Annotated in this window: 15 protein-coding genes and 1 tRNA gene; 5 read left to right on the top strand and 11 right to left on the bottom strand. The window is 61.5% G+C overall.

Features of this window, described 5'->3' with window-relative positions:
* Positions 1-6: 6 nt before the first annotated feature.
* Together dnaE and B9Z33_RS11510 are read left to right on the top strand one after the other, a co-directional pair.
* Positions 7-3,531, top strand: a complete 3,525-nt coding sequence (dnaE, locus tag B9Z33_RS11515; RefSeq protein WP_108287188.1) for a DNA polymerase III subunit alpha — start codon at positions 7-9, stop codon at positions 3,529-3,531.
* A 56-nt stretch (positions 3,532-3,587) separates the two neighbouring features.
* A complete protein-coding gene (locus B9Z33_RS11510) occupies positions 3,588-4,574 on the top strand; it encodes an NADPH:quinone reductase (protein ID WP_108287187.1) in 987 nt (328 codons plus the stop codon).
* A gap of 17 nt (positions 4,575-4,591) precedes the next feature.
* On the opposite strand, the gene tolA is transcribed toward B9Z33_RS11510, so the two are convergent.
* From tolA to B9Z33_RS11465, 9 genes are read right to left on the bottom strand one after another with little or no spacing between them, the layout of a single operon-like run.
* Positions 4,592-5,560: a cell envelope integrity protein TolA gene (gene tolA / locus B9Z33_RS11505; RefSeq protein ID WP_108287186.1), complete on the bottom strand. Its 969-nt coding sequence runs from the start codon at positions 5,558-5,560 to the stop codon at positions 4,592-4,594.
* Positions 5,561-5,570: 10 nt separating this feature from the next.
* Positions 5,571-5,990 carry a biopolymer transporter ExbD gene (locus B9Z33_RS11500; RefSeq protein WP_108287185.1) on the bottom strand — a complete coding sequence of 140 codons (420 nt, stop codon included), beginning with the start codon at positions 5,988-5,990 and terminating at the stop codon, positions 5,571-5,573.
* Positions 5,991-6,000: 10 nt separating this feature from the next.
* On the bottom strand, positions 6,001-6,699 hold the full coding sequence (gene tolQ, locus B9Z33_RS11495) for a protein TolQ (protein WP_108287184.1): 699 nt from the start codon (positions 6,697-6,699) through the stop codon (positions 6,001-6,003).
* Positions 6,696-7,118, bottom strand: coding sequence for a YbgC/FadM family acyl-CoA thioesterase (locus tag B9Z33_RS11490; protein WP_108287183.1), 423 nt, complete (start codon positions 7,116-7,118; stop codon positions 6,696-6,698). The genes tolQ and B9Z33_RS11490 overlap by 4 nt, the downstream gene beginning before the upstream one ends.
* Positions 7,115-8,302, bottom strand: a complete 1,188-nt coding sequence (locus tag B9Z33_RS11485; protein WP_108287182.1) for a pyridoxal phosphate-dependent aminotransferase — start codon at positions 8,300-8,302, stop codon at positions 7,115-7,117. The genes B9Z33_RS11490 and B9Z33_RS11485 overlap by 4 nt, the downstream gene beginning before the upstream one ends.
* 9 nt (positions 8,303-8,311) lie before the next feature.
* Complete coding sequence (gene nusB, locus B9Z33_RS11480; RefSeq protein ID WP_108287181.1) at positions 8,312-8,836, bottom strand: transcription antitermination factor NusB; 525 nt, start codon at positions 8,834-8,836, stop codon at positions 8,312-8,314.
* Positions 8,836-9,333: a 6,7-dimethyl-8-ribityllumazine synthase gene (gene ribH / locus B9Z33_RS11475; protein WP_108287180.1), complete on the bottom strand. Its 498-nt coding sequence runs from the start codon at positions 9,331-9,333 to the stop codon at positions 8,836-8,838. Before ribH ends, nusB begins: the two co-directional genes overlap by 1 nt.
* 2 nt (positions 9,334-9,335) lie before the next feature.
* Positions 9,336-10,463, bottom strand: coding sequence for a bifunctional 3,4-dihydroxy-2-butanone-4-phosphate synthase/GTP cyclohydrolase II (gene ribBA / locus B9Z33_RS11470; RefSeq protein ID WP_108287179.1), 1,128 nt, complete (start codon positions 10,461-10,463; stop codon positions 9,336-9,338).
* Entirely contained in the window at positions 10,460-11,098 is a 639-nt protein-coding gene (locus B9Z33_RS11465) for a riboflavin synthase (protein ID WP_108287178.1), read from the bottom strand. The genes ribBA and B9Z33_RS11465 overlap by 4 nt, the downstream gene beginning before the upstream one ends.
* A 222-nt stretch (positions 11,099-11,320) precedes the next feature.
* Between B9Z33_RS11465 and phaR the strand changes: the two genes are divergently transcribed.
* Positions 11,321-11,872 (top strand): polyhydroxyalkanoate synthesis repressor PhaR, encoded by a 552-nt coding sequence (phaR, locus tag B9Z33_RS11460; protein WP_108287848.1) that lies wholly within the window; start codon positions 11,321-11,323, stop codon positions 11,870-11,872.
* Between the two features lie 57 nt (positions 11,873-11,929).
* Positions 11,930-13,327: a 30S ribosomal protein S12 methylthiotransferase RimO gene (gene rimO / locus B9Z33_RS11455; RefSeq protein ID WP_108287177.1), complete on the top strand. Its 1,398-nt coding sequence runs from the start codon at positions 11,930-11,932 to the stop codon at positions 13,325-13,327.
* 141 nt (positions 13,328-13,468) lie between these two features.
* Here the strand turns inward: rimO and B9Z33_RS11450 are convergent.
* A tRNA-Leu gene (locus tag B9Z33_RS11450) sits at positions 13,469-13,553 on the bottom strand.
* 51 nt (positions 13,554-13,604) lie between these two features.
* Between B9Z33_RS11450 and rnr the strand changes: the two genes are divergently transcribed.
* On the top strand, positions 13,605-15,848 hold the full coding sequence (rnr, locus tag B9Z33_RS11445) for a ribonuclease R (RefSeq protein WP_199220368.1): 2,244 nt from the start codon (positions 13,605-13,607) through the stop codon (positions 15,846-15,848).
* 98 nt (positions 15,849-15,946) lie between these two features.
* Here rnr and B9Z33_RS11440 read toward each other — a convergent pair whose 3' ends face one another.
* Positions 15,947-17,437, bottom strand: a complete 1,491-nt coding sequence (locus B9Z33_RS11440) for an NAD(P)H-hydrate dehydratase (RefSeq protein WP_199220343.1) — start codon at positions 17,435-17,437, stop codon at positions 15,947-15,949.
* Between the last annotated feature and the right edge of the window lie 5 nt (positions 17,438-17,442).

Below are 17,442 nucleotides of genomic sequence, written 5' to 3'. Positions count from 1 at the left end.
CAGGCTATGTTCGTTCACCTGCGCCTTCACTCTGAATTTTCTGTCGTTGACTCGACCTGCCGCATCGACGATGTGGTCAAGATCGCGGCCAAAGACGGCCAACCTGCCTTGGCCATCACCGACCTGAACAACCTGTTTGGCGGCGTCAAGTTCTACAAGGAAGGCCGGGGTAAGGGCGTCAAGCCCATTCTGGGGGCCGAGATCAACCTCGAAGGGCTGGGCGGTGACCTGGCAGCCCTCAGCCGTGTGGTGGTTTTGGTGCAAAGCCACCAGGGCTATCTGAACATTTGCGAGTTGCTGGCGCGCGCCTGGACGCAAAACGTGCTCAAAGGCGTGGCTGTGGTCAAGCTGGCCTGGCTCAAGGAGCTGGCCGAGGGCCTGATTTTGCTGTCGGGCGCACAAGCTGGCCCGGTGGGCCAAGCCCTGGTGCAGGGCGACACCGACAAAGCCGCCGATGTGGCGCTGCAGTTGGGCTCGATTTTCCCGCACCGTTTTTACCTGGAACTGCAACGCGCAGGCCGCCCCGAGGACGAACCCCAAGTGGTGGGGGCCGTGGCGCTGGCCGCCCGTTTGGGTTTGCCCGTTGTGGCCACGCACCCGGTGCAGTTTCATGCCGCCGAAGATTACGAAGCCCACGAGGCACGGGTCTGCATTTCCGAAGGCGAAATTCTGGCGAACCAGCGCCGGGTGCGCCGCTTCACACGCGAGCAATATTTCAAGTCAGCCGAGCAGATGTGCGCGCTGTTTGCCGATGTGCCCAGCGCCATTGCCAACACCTTGGAGATAGCCAAGCGCTGCAACCTGACGCTGGTGCTGGGCAAGCCGCAGCTGCCCAATTTCCCGATTCCGCCCGTCAACGGCGTGGTCATGTCGGTGGATGATTATTTCCGCCACGTCTCTCACGAAGGTCTGGAGGCGCGACTGGCGCACCTGTACCCGGTGGAAGCCAAGCGCAACGAAGAGCGTCCGCGCTATGTGGAGCGCCTGGAGTTTGAGTTGAACACCATCTTGAAGATGGGTTTCCCGGGCTACTTCCTGATCGTGGGCGACTTCATCCAGTGGGCCAAGGCCAACGGTTGCCCAGTAGGGCCGGGCCGTGGTTCGGGTGCGGGCTCGCTCGTGGCCTATGCGCTCAAGATCACCGACCTCGATCCGCTGCAATACAACCTGCTGTTTGAGCGATTTCTGAACCCGGAGCGGGTGTCCATGCCCGACTTCGACATCGACTTCTGTCAGGGCAACCGGGACCGGGTGATCGACTATGTGAAGGACAAGTACGGCCGCGATGCGGTGTCGCAGATCGCCACCTTCGGCACCATGGCCGCGCGTGCGGCGATCCGCGACGTGGGCCGTGTGCTCGACATGAGCTACACCTTTTGCGATGGCATCAGCAAGCTGATCCCCAACAAGCCGGGCATGTCGGTCACGCTGCAGTACCCGCCCGCTACGCCTAAAGAGGGTGACAAAAACAACTATGCGATCGCCATGGAGCCGATCCTGGCCGAGCGCATCGAGCGCGAAGAAGACGTCAAGACCCTGATCGAGCTGGCGCAAAAGCTCGAGGGCATGACCCGCAACATCGGCATGCACGCTGGGGGTGTGCTGATCGCGCCTGGCAAGCTGACCGACTTTTGCCCGCTCTACCAGCAGCCCGGCAGCGAATCGGCCGTGAGCCAATACGACAAGGACGACGTGGAGGCCGCAGGCCTGGTGAAGTTCGACTTCTTGGGCCTGGCCACGCTCACCATTTTGGAGATCGCCCGCGAGTTCATCATGAAGCGGCACAAGGGCCAGGAAAACTTCGCCTTTGAGAACATCCCGCTCGACGATGTAGCCACCTACAAGCTGTTCTCGGATGGCAAGACCGAGGCCGTGTTCCAGTTTGAAAGTCGTGGCATGCAAGGCATGTTGCGCGATGCGCGCCCGAGCCGACTGGAAGACCTGATCGCCTTGAACGCTTTGTACCGCCCAGGACCCATGGACCTGATTCCCAGCTTTGTGGCGCGCAAGCACGGGCGCGAAGTCATCGAATACCCGCACCCGCTGGTGGCCGAGATGCTGTCTGAGACCTACGGCATCATGGTCTACCAGGAGCAGGTGATGCAGACCGCCCAGATTTTGGGTGGCTACAGCTTGGGTGGCGCGGACATGCTGCGCCGGGCCATGGGCAAGAAAAAGGCCGAAGAAATGGCCGAGCACCGCGCCATCTTCCGCGCAGGGGCCGCCAAGAACGACATCACCGAAGAAAAAGCCGACGAGGTTTTTGACTTGATGGAAAAGTTCGCAGGCTACGGCTTCAACAAGTCGCACGCTGCGGCGTATTCTTTGTTGGCCTATCACACGGGTTGGCTCAAGGTGCACTACACCGCCGAGTTCTTCTGCGCCAACATGACGGTGGAGATGGACGACACCGACAAGCTTAAGGTGCTCTACGAAGACGCCCTGAAGTTCGGCATCACCTTTGACCCGCCTGACGTCAACCGGGGCACGCACCGCTTTGAGCCCGTCACCGACAAGATCATCCGCTACGGTCTCGGTGCCATCAAGGGCACGGGGCAGCAGGCCATCGAAGCGATTGTGGCGGCGCGTGAAGAGGGCGGCCCCTTCACCAGCTTGTTTGACTTTGCCGTGCGCGTGGATCGCACCCGCATCAACAAACGCACAGTCGACGCGCTCATCAAGGCGGGAGCCTTTGACTCGCTGCACATGAACCGCGCCGCCTTGTCGGCCAGCATCGACCGGGCGTTTGAATTCTCCAGCGCCACCACGGCCAACGCCAACCAGGGTGGCCTGTTCGACATGTTGGGCGACGACTCGCACGGCTCCAGCACGCAAGAGCCCGATTTGGTCGAGGTCATGCCCTGGGGCATCAAGGAGCGCCTGCTGCTCGAAAAAACCGCCGTGGGCTTCTTCCTGTCGGGCCATTTGTTCGATGCGGTGGAGCGCGAAGTGCGCCAGTTTGCACGCCGCAAAATCGACGATCTGATCGACAGCCGCGAGTCCATGGTGCTGGCGGGCATCGTGGGGGATCTGCGCATCATCAACGGCCAGCGCGGCAAAGTGGCGATCTTCAAGCTCGACGACAAATCGGGTGTGATGGAAGCCACCGCCGATGAAAGCCTGATCAATTCCGCCAAGCATTTGCTCAAGGACGACGAGCTGATCATCGTCACCGCCAAGATGCAGGCCGACCGGTTTTCGGGCGGCTTTCGCCTCAAGATCGAGCAGATCATGGACTTGGGCGCGGCCCGCTGCCGCTATGGCAAATACCTGCGCGTGGCCGTCAATGGCCGTGCGCCCGACATCGCCCGCTTGGTGCGCGAGTTCCCGGCGCAACGCGAACAAACCGAACAAGGCGACCTGGTGCGCGGCTTGCCCGTGCGCTTGGTGATTGAGCGGCGCAACGACGAGCTGGCCGCCCGCGCCGAGCTGGCGCTGGGCGAAGCCGCCAAGTTTTTCCCCACAGACGCCGCACTGGCCAGCTGGATGGCGCAAGCCGATCAGGGCCAGGCGCGCATCGTTTACGACTGACCCATTCCCTCTATCGCCCATTCAGCGGCCATTCCTCATCCACTTAGGAGCATCCCATGAAAGCAGCTTGGTACACCCAAAACGGCGAAGCCCAGGACGTGATGCAGGTGAGCGAGTTGCCCACACCCACCCCGCAAGCAGGCGAAGTGCTGGTGCGTTTGGTCACCTCGGGCGTCAACCCCTCGGATGTCAAATCCCGCCGAGCCCGACCGCTGAGCGACCCCTTGATCGTTCCGCACAGCGACGGCGCGGGCGTGATCGAAACGGTGGGGGCGGGCGTGTCGGCTGCCCGAGTGGGCCAGCGCGTGTGGGTCTGGAATGGCCAGTGGCAACGCGCTTTGGGCACCTGTGCCCAATACATCGCCTTGCCCGATGCACAAGCCGTGGCTTTGCCCGATGACACCGACTTTGCCGCCGGTGCCTGCATGGGCATTCCGGGCCTGACGGCGGTGCAGGCGGTCATTTTGGCGGAGCGATTGGCCGGTGACTTGCGCGGGCAAACCGTGCTGGTCACCGGGGCTTCATCGGCCGTAGGGCACTACATCACCCAGATGGTGTGCTTGGCCGGTGGCCGCGTGATCGGCACCGTGGGCTCCGAAGCCAAAGCTGCCCATGCCCGGGCGGCTGGCATGGCCGAAGCCATTTTTTACAAAACCGAATCGGTGCCCGAACGCGTCAAGGCCTTGACGCACGGCCGTGGTGCCGACGTGATCATTGACATGGACTTTTCGACCACCGCCCGCTGGGCGGCCGAAGGCGCTTTGGCCGCGCACGGCCAAGTGGTTTGCTACGGCTCGAACGCGCTGGACGTGTCCATGCCGTTTCGGCCCTGGCTGTTCCAGTCGATGGGCGTGAAGTTCTTCTTGGTCTACGACCTGACCCCCTCCGACCGTGTAAGGGCTGTGGCCCGCCTGTCGGCCATGTTGGCGCAACAGCAGTTGCAGCACAGCATCGGTGCCCGTTTTGCCCTTGACCAGATCGCGCAAGCACACCAAACGGTTGAGTCAGGGCAAACCGTGGGCAATGTGGTGGTGGACTTGTAAGTCCGCACCACGCAGCTTCAATCCAGCGGCCTGAACCCCAGCACGATCACCGGAGGCACCCGCCCATCGGTGTCTTTGGGCACGATCTCGGTCTTGTCGATGGCGCGCAGCACGGCGTCGTCCCAGGCCTTGTTGCCGCTGGACTGCACGATGCGGCGGCTCAAAATCATGCCGTCCGGGCCAACTTTGACTTCGACTTCGGCCCGTGGGTTGCCGACCACATCGCCCGGATAGGTGATGTTGGGTTTGATGCGGCCCACCAGGCGGCCCGCATAGCTGGCCGAGGGGCCGGATGATTTGAGCGCGGTGCCGGTGGCGTTTTCGCCGCCCGAAGCCCCAGCCATGCCTTGCATGCGCTTGAGGTTTTCCTTGCGCAGGGCGTCTGCCCGGGCCGCATCGGCTTTCTCGGCGCTGGCTTTTTCTGCGGCTTTTTTCTTGTCGCGTTCTTTTTCTTCTTGCGCCTTTTTCTCTTTGGCCGCTTTTTCTTTGGCTTTGTCTTCTTTCTCTCGCTCTTTTTCGCGTTCCTTGCGCTTGAGTTCAGCCTTTTCCTTTTCAGCCTGTTCCTTGGTCAATTTTTCCTTGGCGGCTTTTTCTTTTTCGGCCTTCAGCTTTTCAGCTTTCTCGGCTTCTTTCTTCTTCTCTTGTTGTTTTTTCTTTTCGAGCGCGATTTGGGCGTCCAGCCGCTCTTGCGCCAGATCGGGTGCAGGCGGTGGCGGTGGGGTAGCCGGGGCTGGTTTGGGCTGCGGCGCAGGTTCCGGTTCGGGTTCCGGTGGCGGTTCTTGCAGGCGCGGCGCAGCGGCTTGCGGGGTGGCTGACCACAGTTCGGCTTCGGCTTGCACGGTTTGGGGTTGGGTTTTCCAGGCGGTGGCCAAGCCCAAGGCCAGGAACAGCAGCGCGTGCACCAAGCCTGCGGCCAGCCAGGCTCTGCCCGCACCCGGCTGAGGTGGCGGTGCAAATTCGAGGTGCGGTGCAGCCTTGCTGTTCAAACCCGAGTCCTCAAGGAGCCAGCTGAACCGACAGGCCCACGCGCGCAATGCCCGCCCGCTGCAGGCTGTCCATGACCTTGACCACGGTTTCGTATTTCACGGTCCGGTCGGCGCTGATGACCACAGCGGTGTTGTCGCTGTCACCCACCAGGCCCTTGACGCTGGCGGCCACGCTGGTCAGGGTGGCGCTGTCGGTCTGGCCATCGCTGACCAGTTCCAGTCGCTCGTCTTTCTGGATCACGATCTGAACCACTTTGTCGGGTTGTTTGGCCGCTTTGCCCACGCTGGGCAGGTCGACCACGCTGGGCGTGATCATGGGGGCGGTCACCATGAAGATGATGAGCAGCACCAACATCACATCGATGAAGGGCACCATGTTGATTTCGGCGATGGTGCGGCGACCACGGCCCCGGGATGAAACGGCGGGCATGGCCTTCCTCTCAGTGACCCGAGGCAGAGCTGTTGGCTCCACCCAGGCTGCGCTGCAGGATGTTGGAGAACTCTTCGATGAAGGTTTCCAGTTTGATGGCGATGCGGTCCACGTCGTGCGAGAAACGGTTGTAGGCCAGCACGGCGGGAATGGCCGAGAACAGGCCGATGGCCGTGGCAATCAGGGCTTCGGCAATGCCGGGGGCCACGGTGGCCAAGGTCACTTGCTGCAAGCTGGCCAAGCCGGTGAAGGCGTGCATGATGCCCCACACGGTGCCAAACAAGCCGACATAAGGCGAGATGGAGCCGACCGAGGCGAGGAACGCCAATTGCGATTCGGCCACGTCCATTTCGCGTTGGAAGCTGGCGCGCATGGCGCGGCGCGCGCCGTCGAGGAGGGTGCCCGCATCGCTGATGTGGCGCTCGCGCAGTTTTTGGTATTCGCGCATGCCGCTGGCAAAAATGCGCTCCATGGGGCCGGACAGTTTGGCGTTCTGGCTGGCGGCGTTGAACAGTTCATTGAGGCTGGTGCCGGACCAGAAGACGCGTTCAAACTCTTCGTTCAGGTTTTTGATGCGCTTGATGGCCCCGAGCTTGCGCACGATGGCGGCCCAGCTGGCCACAGAAATCGCCAGCAGCAACAAAACCACCAGCTGCACGACAAAACTGGCGTGCAAGAGCAGCGAGACGATGGACATGTCTTGGTTCATTTCAGGGCTTCCAGAACGGGGGCCGGAATGCGGCCCGGTTTCAATGTGGTGCTGTCGACCCAGCCCAGGCGGATGGTGCCTGCGGCCAGCAGTCGGTCGGCTTGGCCGTCGGCGCGCAAGTAGGCGCGCTGGGCAATGGTCAGGCTGGCTTTGCCGCCGTTTTGCAGCTCGGCGGTCACGACCAGGGTGTCGTCTAGGCGGGCGGGCGAGTGGTATTTGACGGCAGTTTCGCTGACGACAAACATGCCGCCCGATTCGTCACGCAGCACCTGCTGGCCAAAGCCCAGGGCGCGCAGCCATTCGGTGCGGGCACGTTCAAAGAACTTGAGGTAGTTGGCATAAAACACGATGCCACCCGCATCGGTGTCTTCCCAATAGATGCGGATGGGGTGCGCAAAGGGGGCGGAATGGGCCGTCATGGGTTCAGCCAGGCTTTGAGGCGGGCGATGGCGGTTTGCAATTCGGCCATCGAGTTGGCCGTGGAAAAGCGCACAAAGCGGGCGGTCTGGTCGGTGCCAAAGTCGCGCCCCGGGGTGATGGCCACATGGGCATGTTCCAGCGCGGCAAAGGCGAATTCCCAACTGTCTTTGAGCCCCAGCTTTTGGCAAGCGGTGGTGCAGTCGGCCCAAGCGTAAAACGCGCCATCGGGGGCCACAGGTACCGTGAGGCCCAGATCGTTGAGAGCCGGGATGAAGTAGTCGCGCCGGGCCTTGAACTCGGCGCGGCGGCGCTCGTATTCGGCCAGGGTGTCGGGTTCAAAGCAGGCCAGGGCCGCTTGTTGCGACACGGTGCTGGCACAGATGAACAGGTTTTGCGCCAGGCGCTCCAGCACAGGTGTGAGCGTTTCGGGCACCACCAGCCAACCCAAACGCCAGCCGGTCATGTTGAAGTATTTGCTGAAGCTGTTGATGCTGATGACGTCATCGCCCAAAGCGAGGGCGCTGTGGCCAAACTGTTCGTCGTGGCTCAGGCCCAGGTAAATCTCGTCGATCAGCGTGATGCCGCCTTTGTCGCGCACCACTTGAACGATGCGGGCCAGCTCGGACGGGTCAATCGACGTGCCCGTGGGGTTGGAGGGCGATGCCAGCAAGACACCCCGGGTATGCGGGCCCCAGGCCGCAGCCACTTTGGCGGCGCTGAGCTGAAAGCGCTCTTGCGCGGTGGTGGGCACCAACACGGCCGTGCCTTCGGCCGCACTCACGAAGTGGCGGTTGCAGGGGTAGCTCGGGTCGGGCATCAGGATTTCGTCGCCCCGGTCAATCAGCGCCAGGCAGGCCAGCTGCAAGGCCGCCGAAGCGCCTGCGGTGACCACGATGCGGCTGGCGGGCACCTGCACGCCAAAGCGCGCCGCGTACCACTGGCTGATGGCTTGGCGCAGGGCGTCCAGGCCCAGCGCGGGGGTGTATTGGGTTTGGCCGTTTTCAATGGCAGCCTGAGCCGCTTCCTGCACGCGGGGCGGGGCGGTGAAATCGGGCTCGCCGATGTTCATGAACACCACGGGTCGGTCGGTGTGCGCGACCTCCCGGGCTTTTTGCGAGGCGGCCTTGGCCACCTCCATCACATAAAACGGCTCAATGCGCTCGGCACGCTCGGAGATGCGCATGGGGCGGGCTTATTTGGCGCGACCGGACTGGCGGTCGGCTTGCACTTCGGCGCTGCGCAACTCGGGGGCCAGGCCGTTCAGCACGGCGTTCACATATTTGTGACCGTCGGTGCCGCCAAAGTCCTTGGCCAGCTCGATGCACTCGTTGAGCACCACGCGCCATGGCACGTCCAGGCAGTGCTGCATTTCATAGACGCCGATCCACATGATGGCGCGCTCGACGGGTGAGATTTCGGCAAAGCTGCGGTCCAGCTTGGGGCCAATCAGGGCATCCAGACCTTGGGCTTGCTCGATGCAGCCGTAGAGCAGGGCGTCGTAGTGCGCTGAATCGGCTTTGTGAAAGCCCGACAAATCACGCGTGAACACGTCGATGTCTGACGCTTCGTTGCGGCCCACGATGTGCTGGTACAGCGCTTGCAGCGCAAACTCGCGCGAGCGGCTGCGTGCGGGCTTGGCAGACGACTTGCGCGTGCCTGCGGCTGCGGGCGAGGCGCTTGCCGCTGGTGTGTCAGGCGTGCTGTTCTGGTCGTTCATCAAGCGTTCTCTTCGTCGTCAAACTCTTCGGCCAAATCGGCCGACAGGTCGTCCATGATGCAGGCCATCTCAACCGCCACGCGGGCCGCGTCGCGGCCTTTTTCGGTCTGGCGCACGATGGCTTGTTCCAGGTTTTCTGTGGTGAGGATCGCGTTGGCGATGGGCAGGTTGTAGTCGAGCGACACGCGGCTGACGCCTGCACCCGACTCGTTGGCCACCAGCTCGAAGTGGTAAGTCTCGCCACGGATGATGCAGCCCAGCGCGATCAAGGCGTCGTATTCGGCGCACTCGGCCATGGCTTGCAGGGCCACAGGCACTTCCAGGGCGCCGGGCACCATGACGTGATCAATGCTGGTCACGCCCAGGGCTTCGAGTTCTTCGATGCAGGCTTTGGCCAGGGCGTTGGTGATGTCTTCGTTGAAACGGGCTTGCACGATGCCGATGTGCAGGAATTGCCCGTCGAGTTCTTGTTCTGTGCCTTTGTTCGCTTCGAGCATGTTTATTCCTTGGGGATGTAGCCGGTGATTTCGAGGCCGTAGCCGGTCATGCTGGGCATGCGGCGGGGCTGGCCCATGAGTTTCATTTTGTGCACGCCGCACTCGCGCAGGATTTGCGCGCCCACGCCATAAGTGCGCAGGTCCATCTTGCCGCGCTCGGGCGCTTGGGCAGAGCGGGCACGGCCTTCGAATTGGGCCAGCAACTGGTCTGCCGATTCGCCGCAGTTGAGCAGCACGGCCACGCCACAGCCTTGCTTGTTCAGGTATTGCAAGCTGGTGTCCAGGCTCCAGGAGTGCATGGAACGGTTGACTTCCAGCGCATCGAGCACCGACAGCGGCTCGTGCACACGCACAGGCACTTCTTGATCAGCCGACCATTGGCCTTTGACCAGGGCCAGGTGCACGGTTTGGCTGGGTTGGTCGCGAAAGGCGTGGGCGGTGAATTCGCCATGCGCGGTTTGAAGCGTGCGGCTGCCGATGCGCTCGACCAGCGATTCGTTGCGGCTGCGGTACTGGATCAGGTCGGCAATCGTGCCGATTTTCAGGCCATGCTCGGCAGCAAACAGCTGCAAATCGGGCAGACGGGCCATGGTGCCGTCGTCCTTCATGATCTCGCAGATCACAGACGATGCGCTGCACCCGGCCATGGCGGCCAGGTCGCAACCGGCTTCGGTGTGGCCTGCGCGCATGAGCACGCCGCCGTCCACCGCTTGCAGCGGGAAGATGTGGCCGGGTTGCACCAGGTCGGTTGGCTGGGTGTTGCGCGCCACAGCCACTTGCACGGTCTTGGCGCGGTCAGCGGCCGAGATGCCGGTGGTCACGCCTTCAGCCGCTTCGATCGACACGGTGAAAGCCGTGCTGTAAACGGTGCCGTTGCGCGCCGCCATGGGCGGGAGCTTTAGAAATTCGCAGCGCTCGCGGGTGAGCGTGAGGCAAATCAGGCCACGGCCAAAACGGGCCATGAAGTTGATGGCCTCAGGCGTGACGTGGTCAGACGCCAGCACCAGATCGCCTTCGTTTTCACGGTCTTCTTCGTCGACCAGGATCACGATGCGACCGGCTTTCATCTCGGCCACGATCTCTTCGACGGGCGAGATCGCCACGGGGGTCAGTTTCGCGGGGGCGTTCATGCGTTGTCTTTCTGGATCAGGCCTGCGCTGAGCATGCGCTCAACGTAACGGGCCACGGTGTCGATTTCGAGGTTGACCCGGCTGCCCGCTTTCAGGCTGCCGAGGGCGGTGTTGTCTACGGTGTGGGGGATCAGGTTGATGCTGATTTCACAGCCCTGCGCCACATCGGCCACCTTGTTCACGGTCAGGCTCACGCCGTTGACGGTAATCGACCCTTTGTAGGCGAGGTATTTGGCCAGGGTGTGCGGTGCCAGGATGCGCAGTTCCCAGCTTTCGCCAATTTGCTCGAAGTGGCTGATTTGGCCCACGCCGTCCACGTGGCCGGACACGATGTGCCCGCCCAGCCGGTCATTTGCGCGCAGCGCTTTTTCGAGGTTCACGGTGCCTTCTTGGTCAAGACCGCTGGTCTTGTCCAGCGATTCGGCCGAGATGTCGATGGTGAACTGGCGGCTTTCGGGGCTGAAAGTGGTGACGGTCATGCAAGCGCCGTTGAGGGCGATGCTGTCGCCCAAGCCCACATCGTCAAGGTACCCGGCGGGGGCCTCGATGGTGAGGCGCTTGCCGTGGTGTAAAGAGCGACCCAGGTCGTGAATGGCGACGATTCGCCCCACGCCGGTGATGATTCCGGTGAACATAGCTGTCTATTTTCGCAGGTAATGAGGGTTAATCGGGTGGGCGTACAACAAAAAAGCGCGCAGAAGCTTGCGGTGGGCTGACTATGCCAGATCAGGGTTAACCAAGGCTTGAGCCGCCCAAGCCTGTGCCTAGAATGGTGCATTGCAGCAGATTTGCCATTCACCGCCAGCCATCAGGAGTTTTCATTGCCGGTCAAGCCCCCAGTTCAGTCGGTCAAATCGATCAAGTCACCCCCAGCCGCCAGCGCGCCAGCCTCTGGCCATGTCCGGACGATCAAGAAATATCCCAATCGCCGCTTGTACGACACGGAAACCTCCACCTATGTGACGCTGGCGGAGATCAAAAAACTGGTCATGGCCGCCTCACCTGTGGTGGTGCTCGATGCCAAAACGGGCGAAGACCTGACGCGCTCCATCTTGCTGCAGATCATTTTGGAAGAGGAATCTGCGGGTGTGCCCATGTTCAGCGAAGCGGTGTTGTCCAACATCATCCGTTTTTATGGCCATGCCATGCAGGGGCACATGGGCTCTTATTTAGAGAACCACGTTCAGTCTTTCATGGACTGGCAAAGCAAGTTGGGGGAATCCAGCCCTGCCTTGAGCCCTGAAGTCTGGTCGCAGTTCATGAAGTGGCAGACCCCGCTGATGCAGAACATGTTTTCCGGGCTGGCCAACCCGTCGCAAAACGTCATGGTTCAGATGCAGGAGCAGATGCAAAAGCAGATCCAGAAGAACACGGAGCAGATGTTGGGCGTTCTGGGTTTGAAGACCTGAAGGACGCTTCATGCCCTTTTGTCACAACGCGGTCGTTTTTGCGGGGACAATGGGGGCATGAGTGAAATGACTGCAACTGCCCCCCTCTCGACCCCCAAAGTGGGTTTTGTGAGCCTCGGCTGCCCCAAGGCGCTGACCGATTCCGAGCTGATCCTGACGCAATTGAGCGCCGAGGGTTACCAAACTTCCAAAACTTTTGAAGGCGCTGACCTGGTCATCGTCAACACCTGCGGCTTCATCGACGAAGCCATCAAGGAAAGCCTGGACACGATTGCCGAAGCCCTGAATGAGAACGGCAAAGTGATTGTGACCGGTTGCCTGGGAGCCAAAACAGGCGAGGGCGGTGGCAACATGGTCCTTGAAATGCATCCCAGCGTGCTGGCCGTGACCGGCCCTCACGCCACGCAAGAGGTGATGGACGCGGTGCACACCCATTTGCCCAAACCCCACGACCCGTTTCTCGATCTGGTGCCCGGCGGTTTTGGCGAAGCGGGCCTCAAGCTCACGCCGCGCCACTATGCGTATTTGAAAATCAGCGAAGGCTGCAACCACCGCTGCACGTTTTGCATCATCCCGTCCATGCGCGGCGACCTGGTCTCGCGCCCGATTGGCGATGTGCTGAAAGAAGCCAAAGCGCTTTTTGAAGGCGGCGTGAAAGAGCTGCTGGTCATCAGCCAGGACACCTCGGCCTATGGCGTGGATGTGAAATACCGCACCGGTTTTTGGGACGGCAAGCCGGTTAAAACCCGCATGCTGGAGCTGGTTCAGACGCTGGGCGAGATGGCCCGCGAGCACGACGCCTGGGTGCGCTTGCACTACGTTTACCCCTACCCGAGTGTGGACGACATCATTCCCCTGATGGCGCAGGGCCTGGTGTTGCCGTACCTGGATGTGCCTTTCCAGCACAGCCACCCCGATGTGCTCAAGCGCATGAAGCGTCCGGCCAGCGGCGAGAAAAACCTGGAGCGCATCCAGCGCTGGCGGGAACTGTGCCCCGAGCTGGTCATTCGCAGCACCTTCATTGCCGGTTTTCCGGGCGAAACAGAAGAAGAGTTTGCGCACTTGCTGGACTTCTTGCGTGAAGCGCAAATTGACCGCGCAGGTTGCTTTGCCTACAGCCCGGTAAAAGGGGCCACGGCCAACGAGTTGCCTGGCATGTTGCCCGAAGCCTTGCGCGAGGAGCGTCGAGCCCGCTTCATGGCGGTGGCCGAAGAGGTGTCGATTGCGCGTTTGCAGCAGCGAGTCGGTTCCACCATGCAGGTTTTGGTGGACTCGGCTCCGGCCATGGGTCGCCGTGGTGGTGTGGGTCGCAGTTTTGGCGATGCGCCCGAGATCGACGGTGTGGTGCGTTTGTTGCCACCCGAGAAATTGAGCAAGACGCTCAAGGTGGGTGAGTTCACACGCGCACGCATTGTGAGCGTCGAGGGCCACGATTTGGTGGGGGTTCCGGTTTGATGTGCTTCGGTGCCATGCTGAGCGGCCTTAGGGCTGTCGGCATGCGCCGTGTTGTCTGCGGCTTTGAAGCGGGCAACAAAAAAGCCGTTGATCAGAAATCAACGGCTTGTTGTGTTTTTAACTTATCTTATTGGATAAGATTGGTGCCCAGAAGAGGACTCGAACCTCCACGATGTTACTCGCTAGTACCTGAAACTAGTGCGTCTACCAATTCCGCCATCTGGGCGCCTCAGGAATAAAAGGATTGTATATCAAAAAAGTAGCTCAACCCAGCGCGATGCTGGAAGAAATTGTTGGCAGTGTTCAAGGTCACCGTGATGGTCATGGATTTTTGATCCGCGACGATGGTGAGGCGGACATTTACCTGTCCTCCAACGAGATGCGTGCGGTGTTGCACAAAGACCGTGTCAAGGTTTGCATCGTGCGTCAGGACCGCAAAGGTCGCCCTGAAGGGCGCGTGGTCGAGATCGTTGAACGACCAGAGCAGCCGATCATTGGCCGCTTGTTACACGAAGGTGGCTTGTGGCTGGTTGCGCCCGAAGACAAGCGCTACGGCCAGGACGTGATGATTCCCAAGGGCGCAACCGGCACGGCCAAGCCGGGCCAGGTGGTGGTGGTTGAATTGACCGAGCCACCTGCCTTGTTTGGGCAACCCGTGGGCCGCGTGAAAGAAGTGTTGGGCGAAATTGACGACCCGGGCATGGAGATCGAGATTGCAGTGCGCAAGTACAGCGTGCCACACGAATTTTCTGCCGGGTGCATAGAGCAAGCCAAGGGCTTGCCCGACAAGGTGCTGGCCAAGGACCGCAAGGACCGGGTGGATTTGCGCGATGTGCCTTTGGTCACGATCGACGGGGAAGACGCCCGCGACTTCGACGATGCGGTGTATTGCGAACCCGCCAAAGTGGGCCGTGGCAAAGGCTGGCGTTTGCTGGTGGCGATTGCCGATGTGAGCCACTATGTGCAAACAGGCAGCGACATCGACATTGACGCTTATGACCGTGCCACCAGTGTGTATTTCCCGCGCAGAGTCATTCCGATGCTGCCGGAAAAGTTGTCCAACGGCTTGTGCTCTTTGAATCCGGATGTGGACCGCTTGTGCATGGTCTGCGACATGCTGGTCAATGCCAAGGGCGATGTGCATGCCTACCAGTTTTACCCTGCGGTGATGCACAGCCATGCGCGCTTCACCTACACCGAGGTGGCGGCGATTTTGGCCAACACCCGTGGGCCGGAGGCGGCCAAGCGCAAGGAACGCGTTACCGACCTGATGAATTTGCAGGACGTGTACAAAGCCTTGCTGGCTTCGCGTGCGGTGCGCGGTGCGGTGGATTTTGAAACCACCGAAACACAGATCGTGTGCGACGAAAGTGGCCGCATTGAAAAAATCGTGCCGCGTGTGCGCAACGAGGCCCACCGCCTGATCGAAGAAGCCATGCTGGCGGCCAACGTCTGCAGCGCCGACTTCATTCAACAGGGCAAGCACCCCGGTTTGTTCCGGGTGCACGAAGGCCCCACGGCCGAGAAAAAGGACATCCTGCGCAATTACCTCAAGGCCTTGGGTCTGGGCTTGAGCATCAGCGACGAGCCGCACACCAGCGAGTTCCAGAAAATCGCGCAAGCGACCAAGGACCGCCCGGATGCGCAGCAGATCCACACCATGCTGCTGCGCTCGATGCAGCAGGCCATTTACACCCCGGTGAACAGCGGTCACTTTGGCTTGGCCTACGAGGCTTACACCCACTTCACCAGCCCCATCCGGCGCTACCCCGATTTATTGGTGCACCGCGTCATCAAGTCGATTTTGTTGGGTCGCAAATATACGTTGCCCAGCTTGCCGGTGCCGGGCGAGGCGCACGCCAAACTCAGCAAACGGTTGGAGAAAAGCCGCGCCGCCAAAGGCGATTCGCCCGAGTCTCAAGCCCCGCGCGTGCGCATGTCGGCCGCCGACCAGCGGGCCTGGGAAGCTGCGGGCTTGCACTGCAGTGCTAACGAGCGCCGGGCCGACGAGGCCAGCCGTGATGTGGAAGCCTGGCTCAAGTGCAAATACATGCGCGAGCATTTGGGTGAAGAGTACGGTGGCGTGGTTTCCGCCGCCACCAGCTTCGGCATCTTCGTGACCCTGGACTCTTTGTATGTGGAGGGGCTGGTGCACATCACCGAGCTGGGTGGCGAATATTTCCGCTTTGACGAGCTGCGCCAGGAGCTGCGCGGTGAGCGCACGGGCATCCGTTATGCCATTGGCAGCCGGGTGCAGGTGCAGGTCAGCCGGGTGGATCTGGATGGCCGGAAAATCGACTTCCGCTTGGTGCATCCGGGTGACGATTTGGTGCCGCGCGCCATGCGAGACAAGGGCATGCCTTCACCCCACGAGGCTGGACGAGGCAAAAAGCACAGTTCCTCGGATCGGCGTTTGGCCGATGCAGAGCGCAACCGTTCGCCGATCCAGGCCCTCAAGTCTTCTGTGAAAAAGGCTGCCGCCAAGAAAAAAGGACCCCGGACGACCAAGCCCCGCCGTTGATGGCTGGGCCTAAAAGGGTCTTTTTTCAGTGATGCAGGTGGCATGCGCCAGCTGACTGCCATAAAAAAGCCAGACGTTCGCGTCTGGCTTTTTGTTTTTCAAGCCAAGTGCTGCGCCAGGTCGCTGGCCGTCAGGGCCTGATTTTCTGGCCAATCATTGGCCACTTGACCGTGTTGTGCGACGGCCGAGCAGGCGGCGTCAAAAGCACTCAGGCCTTGGGCCATGCGGGCACCGATCAGACCCGCGAGCACATCACCTGTCCCGCCAGTGGCCAGTCGGCCATTGCCCGAGGTGTTGATGCGGGGTGTTTGCCCTGGCGCTGCGATGACCGTGCCTGAGCCCTTCAGCACCACGGTGCAGCGAAACAAACTCATCAAGTCCTGCGCTGCTTTCAGGCGGTCTTTTTGCACTTGAGTTGTGCTGATTTTTAACAGCCGAGCAGCTTCCAGTGGGTGGGGGGTGATCACGGTGGGGTGTCCGCTGGCACGCTGCTGCAGCAAGTGTTGCAAGCGCTCGTCTTGGGCAACGGCGTTCAGGCCATCGGCATCCAGCACCAATTGGGCGCTGCGTTGCAAGACCTCGGGGATAACGGCCTGCACGTCTTGTCCCCCGCCGCAACCGCAAACCACATGCAGTTGCGCCAGATCGAGCTGCCGCCAATTGCGCTGCATCAGGTCTGGCGGTGCGTTGTCTGTGGCTTGCCCCGAGAGCAAGCTCAAGATGACGCGTCCTGCACCCGCGCGCAGAGCGGCGGTGGCCGCCAAAACGGCAGCCCCTGCCATGCCCATGCCGTGCGCGGCCATGGGCTCGCCGCCGATGACGGCCACATCGCCATGGCTGCCTTTGTGGCTGGCGTGGGTTTTGCCGGGGCGGGGTTTGCGGTCGTTGAGCCAAGCCAGAGGCGAGGGCGCATTCGCGCCTTCCTGAAAACCCAAACGGTCCAGCCAGATGTCGCCGCATGCGTCGCGGCCATGGCCCATGAAGAGTCCGGGTTTGACGGCGATGAAGCTGAGGGTGTGATCGGCTTGCACCAGCAAGGCAGTGTCCGAGGCGTCGCCCAAAAGTTGCCCGGACTCGGGGTTCAGACCCGTGGGTAGATCGATGGCCAGCACTTGGGCGGGGCATCGGTTGAGGGCTTGCACCCAGGCTTGCATCTCGGGGCTGAGTGGGCGGGAGGCACCCATGCCCAACAGTGCATCGATGCACAAGTCCAAAGGCCCCATGTCTTCCAACCAGCCAGCAGGCCGTTGCGATGTGATCTGAACGCCTGCGGCCTTCGCCCTTTGCCATGCGGCATGGGCGTCGGCAGGCAGGTTTTGAGCTTGTCCCAGCAGGCTGACCTTGACCTCTTTGCCCCACTGGTGCAAGTGCATGGCGGCTTCCAGCCCGTCGCCGCCGTTGTTGCCGGGGCCTGCCGCCACCCAGATTCGCTGGGCATGAGGTGCTACGGCCAAAGCCAGCTGGGCGGTGGCCAAACCTGCTTTGGCCATCAGGGGTATCGGGCTGCAGGCCTGAAGTTGCGCTTCCAGTGTTTGAATGCCCTCTCGCCCATGGACGGGCCAGGCCGATGTGCAGGACAGTCTTTGCATGGTGT

Source organism: Limnohabitans sp. T6-20, from assembly GCF_003063505.1.
Lineage (GTDB): Bacteria > Pseudomonadota > Gammaproteobacteria > Burkholderiales > Burkholderiaceae_C > Limnohabitans_A.
This window is presented reverse-complemented; position numbering and strand designations above follow the sequence as displayed.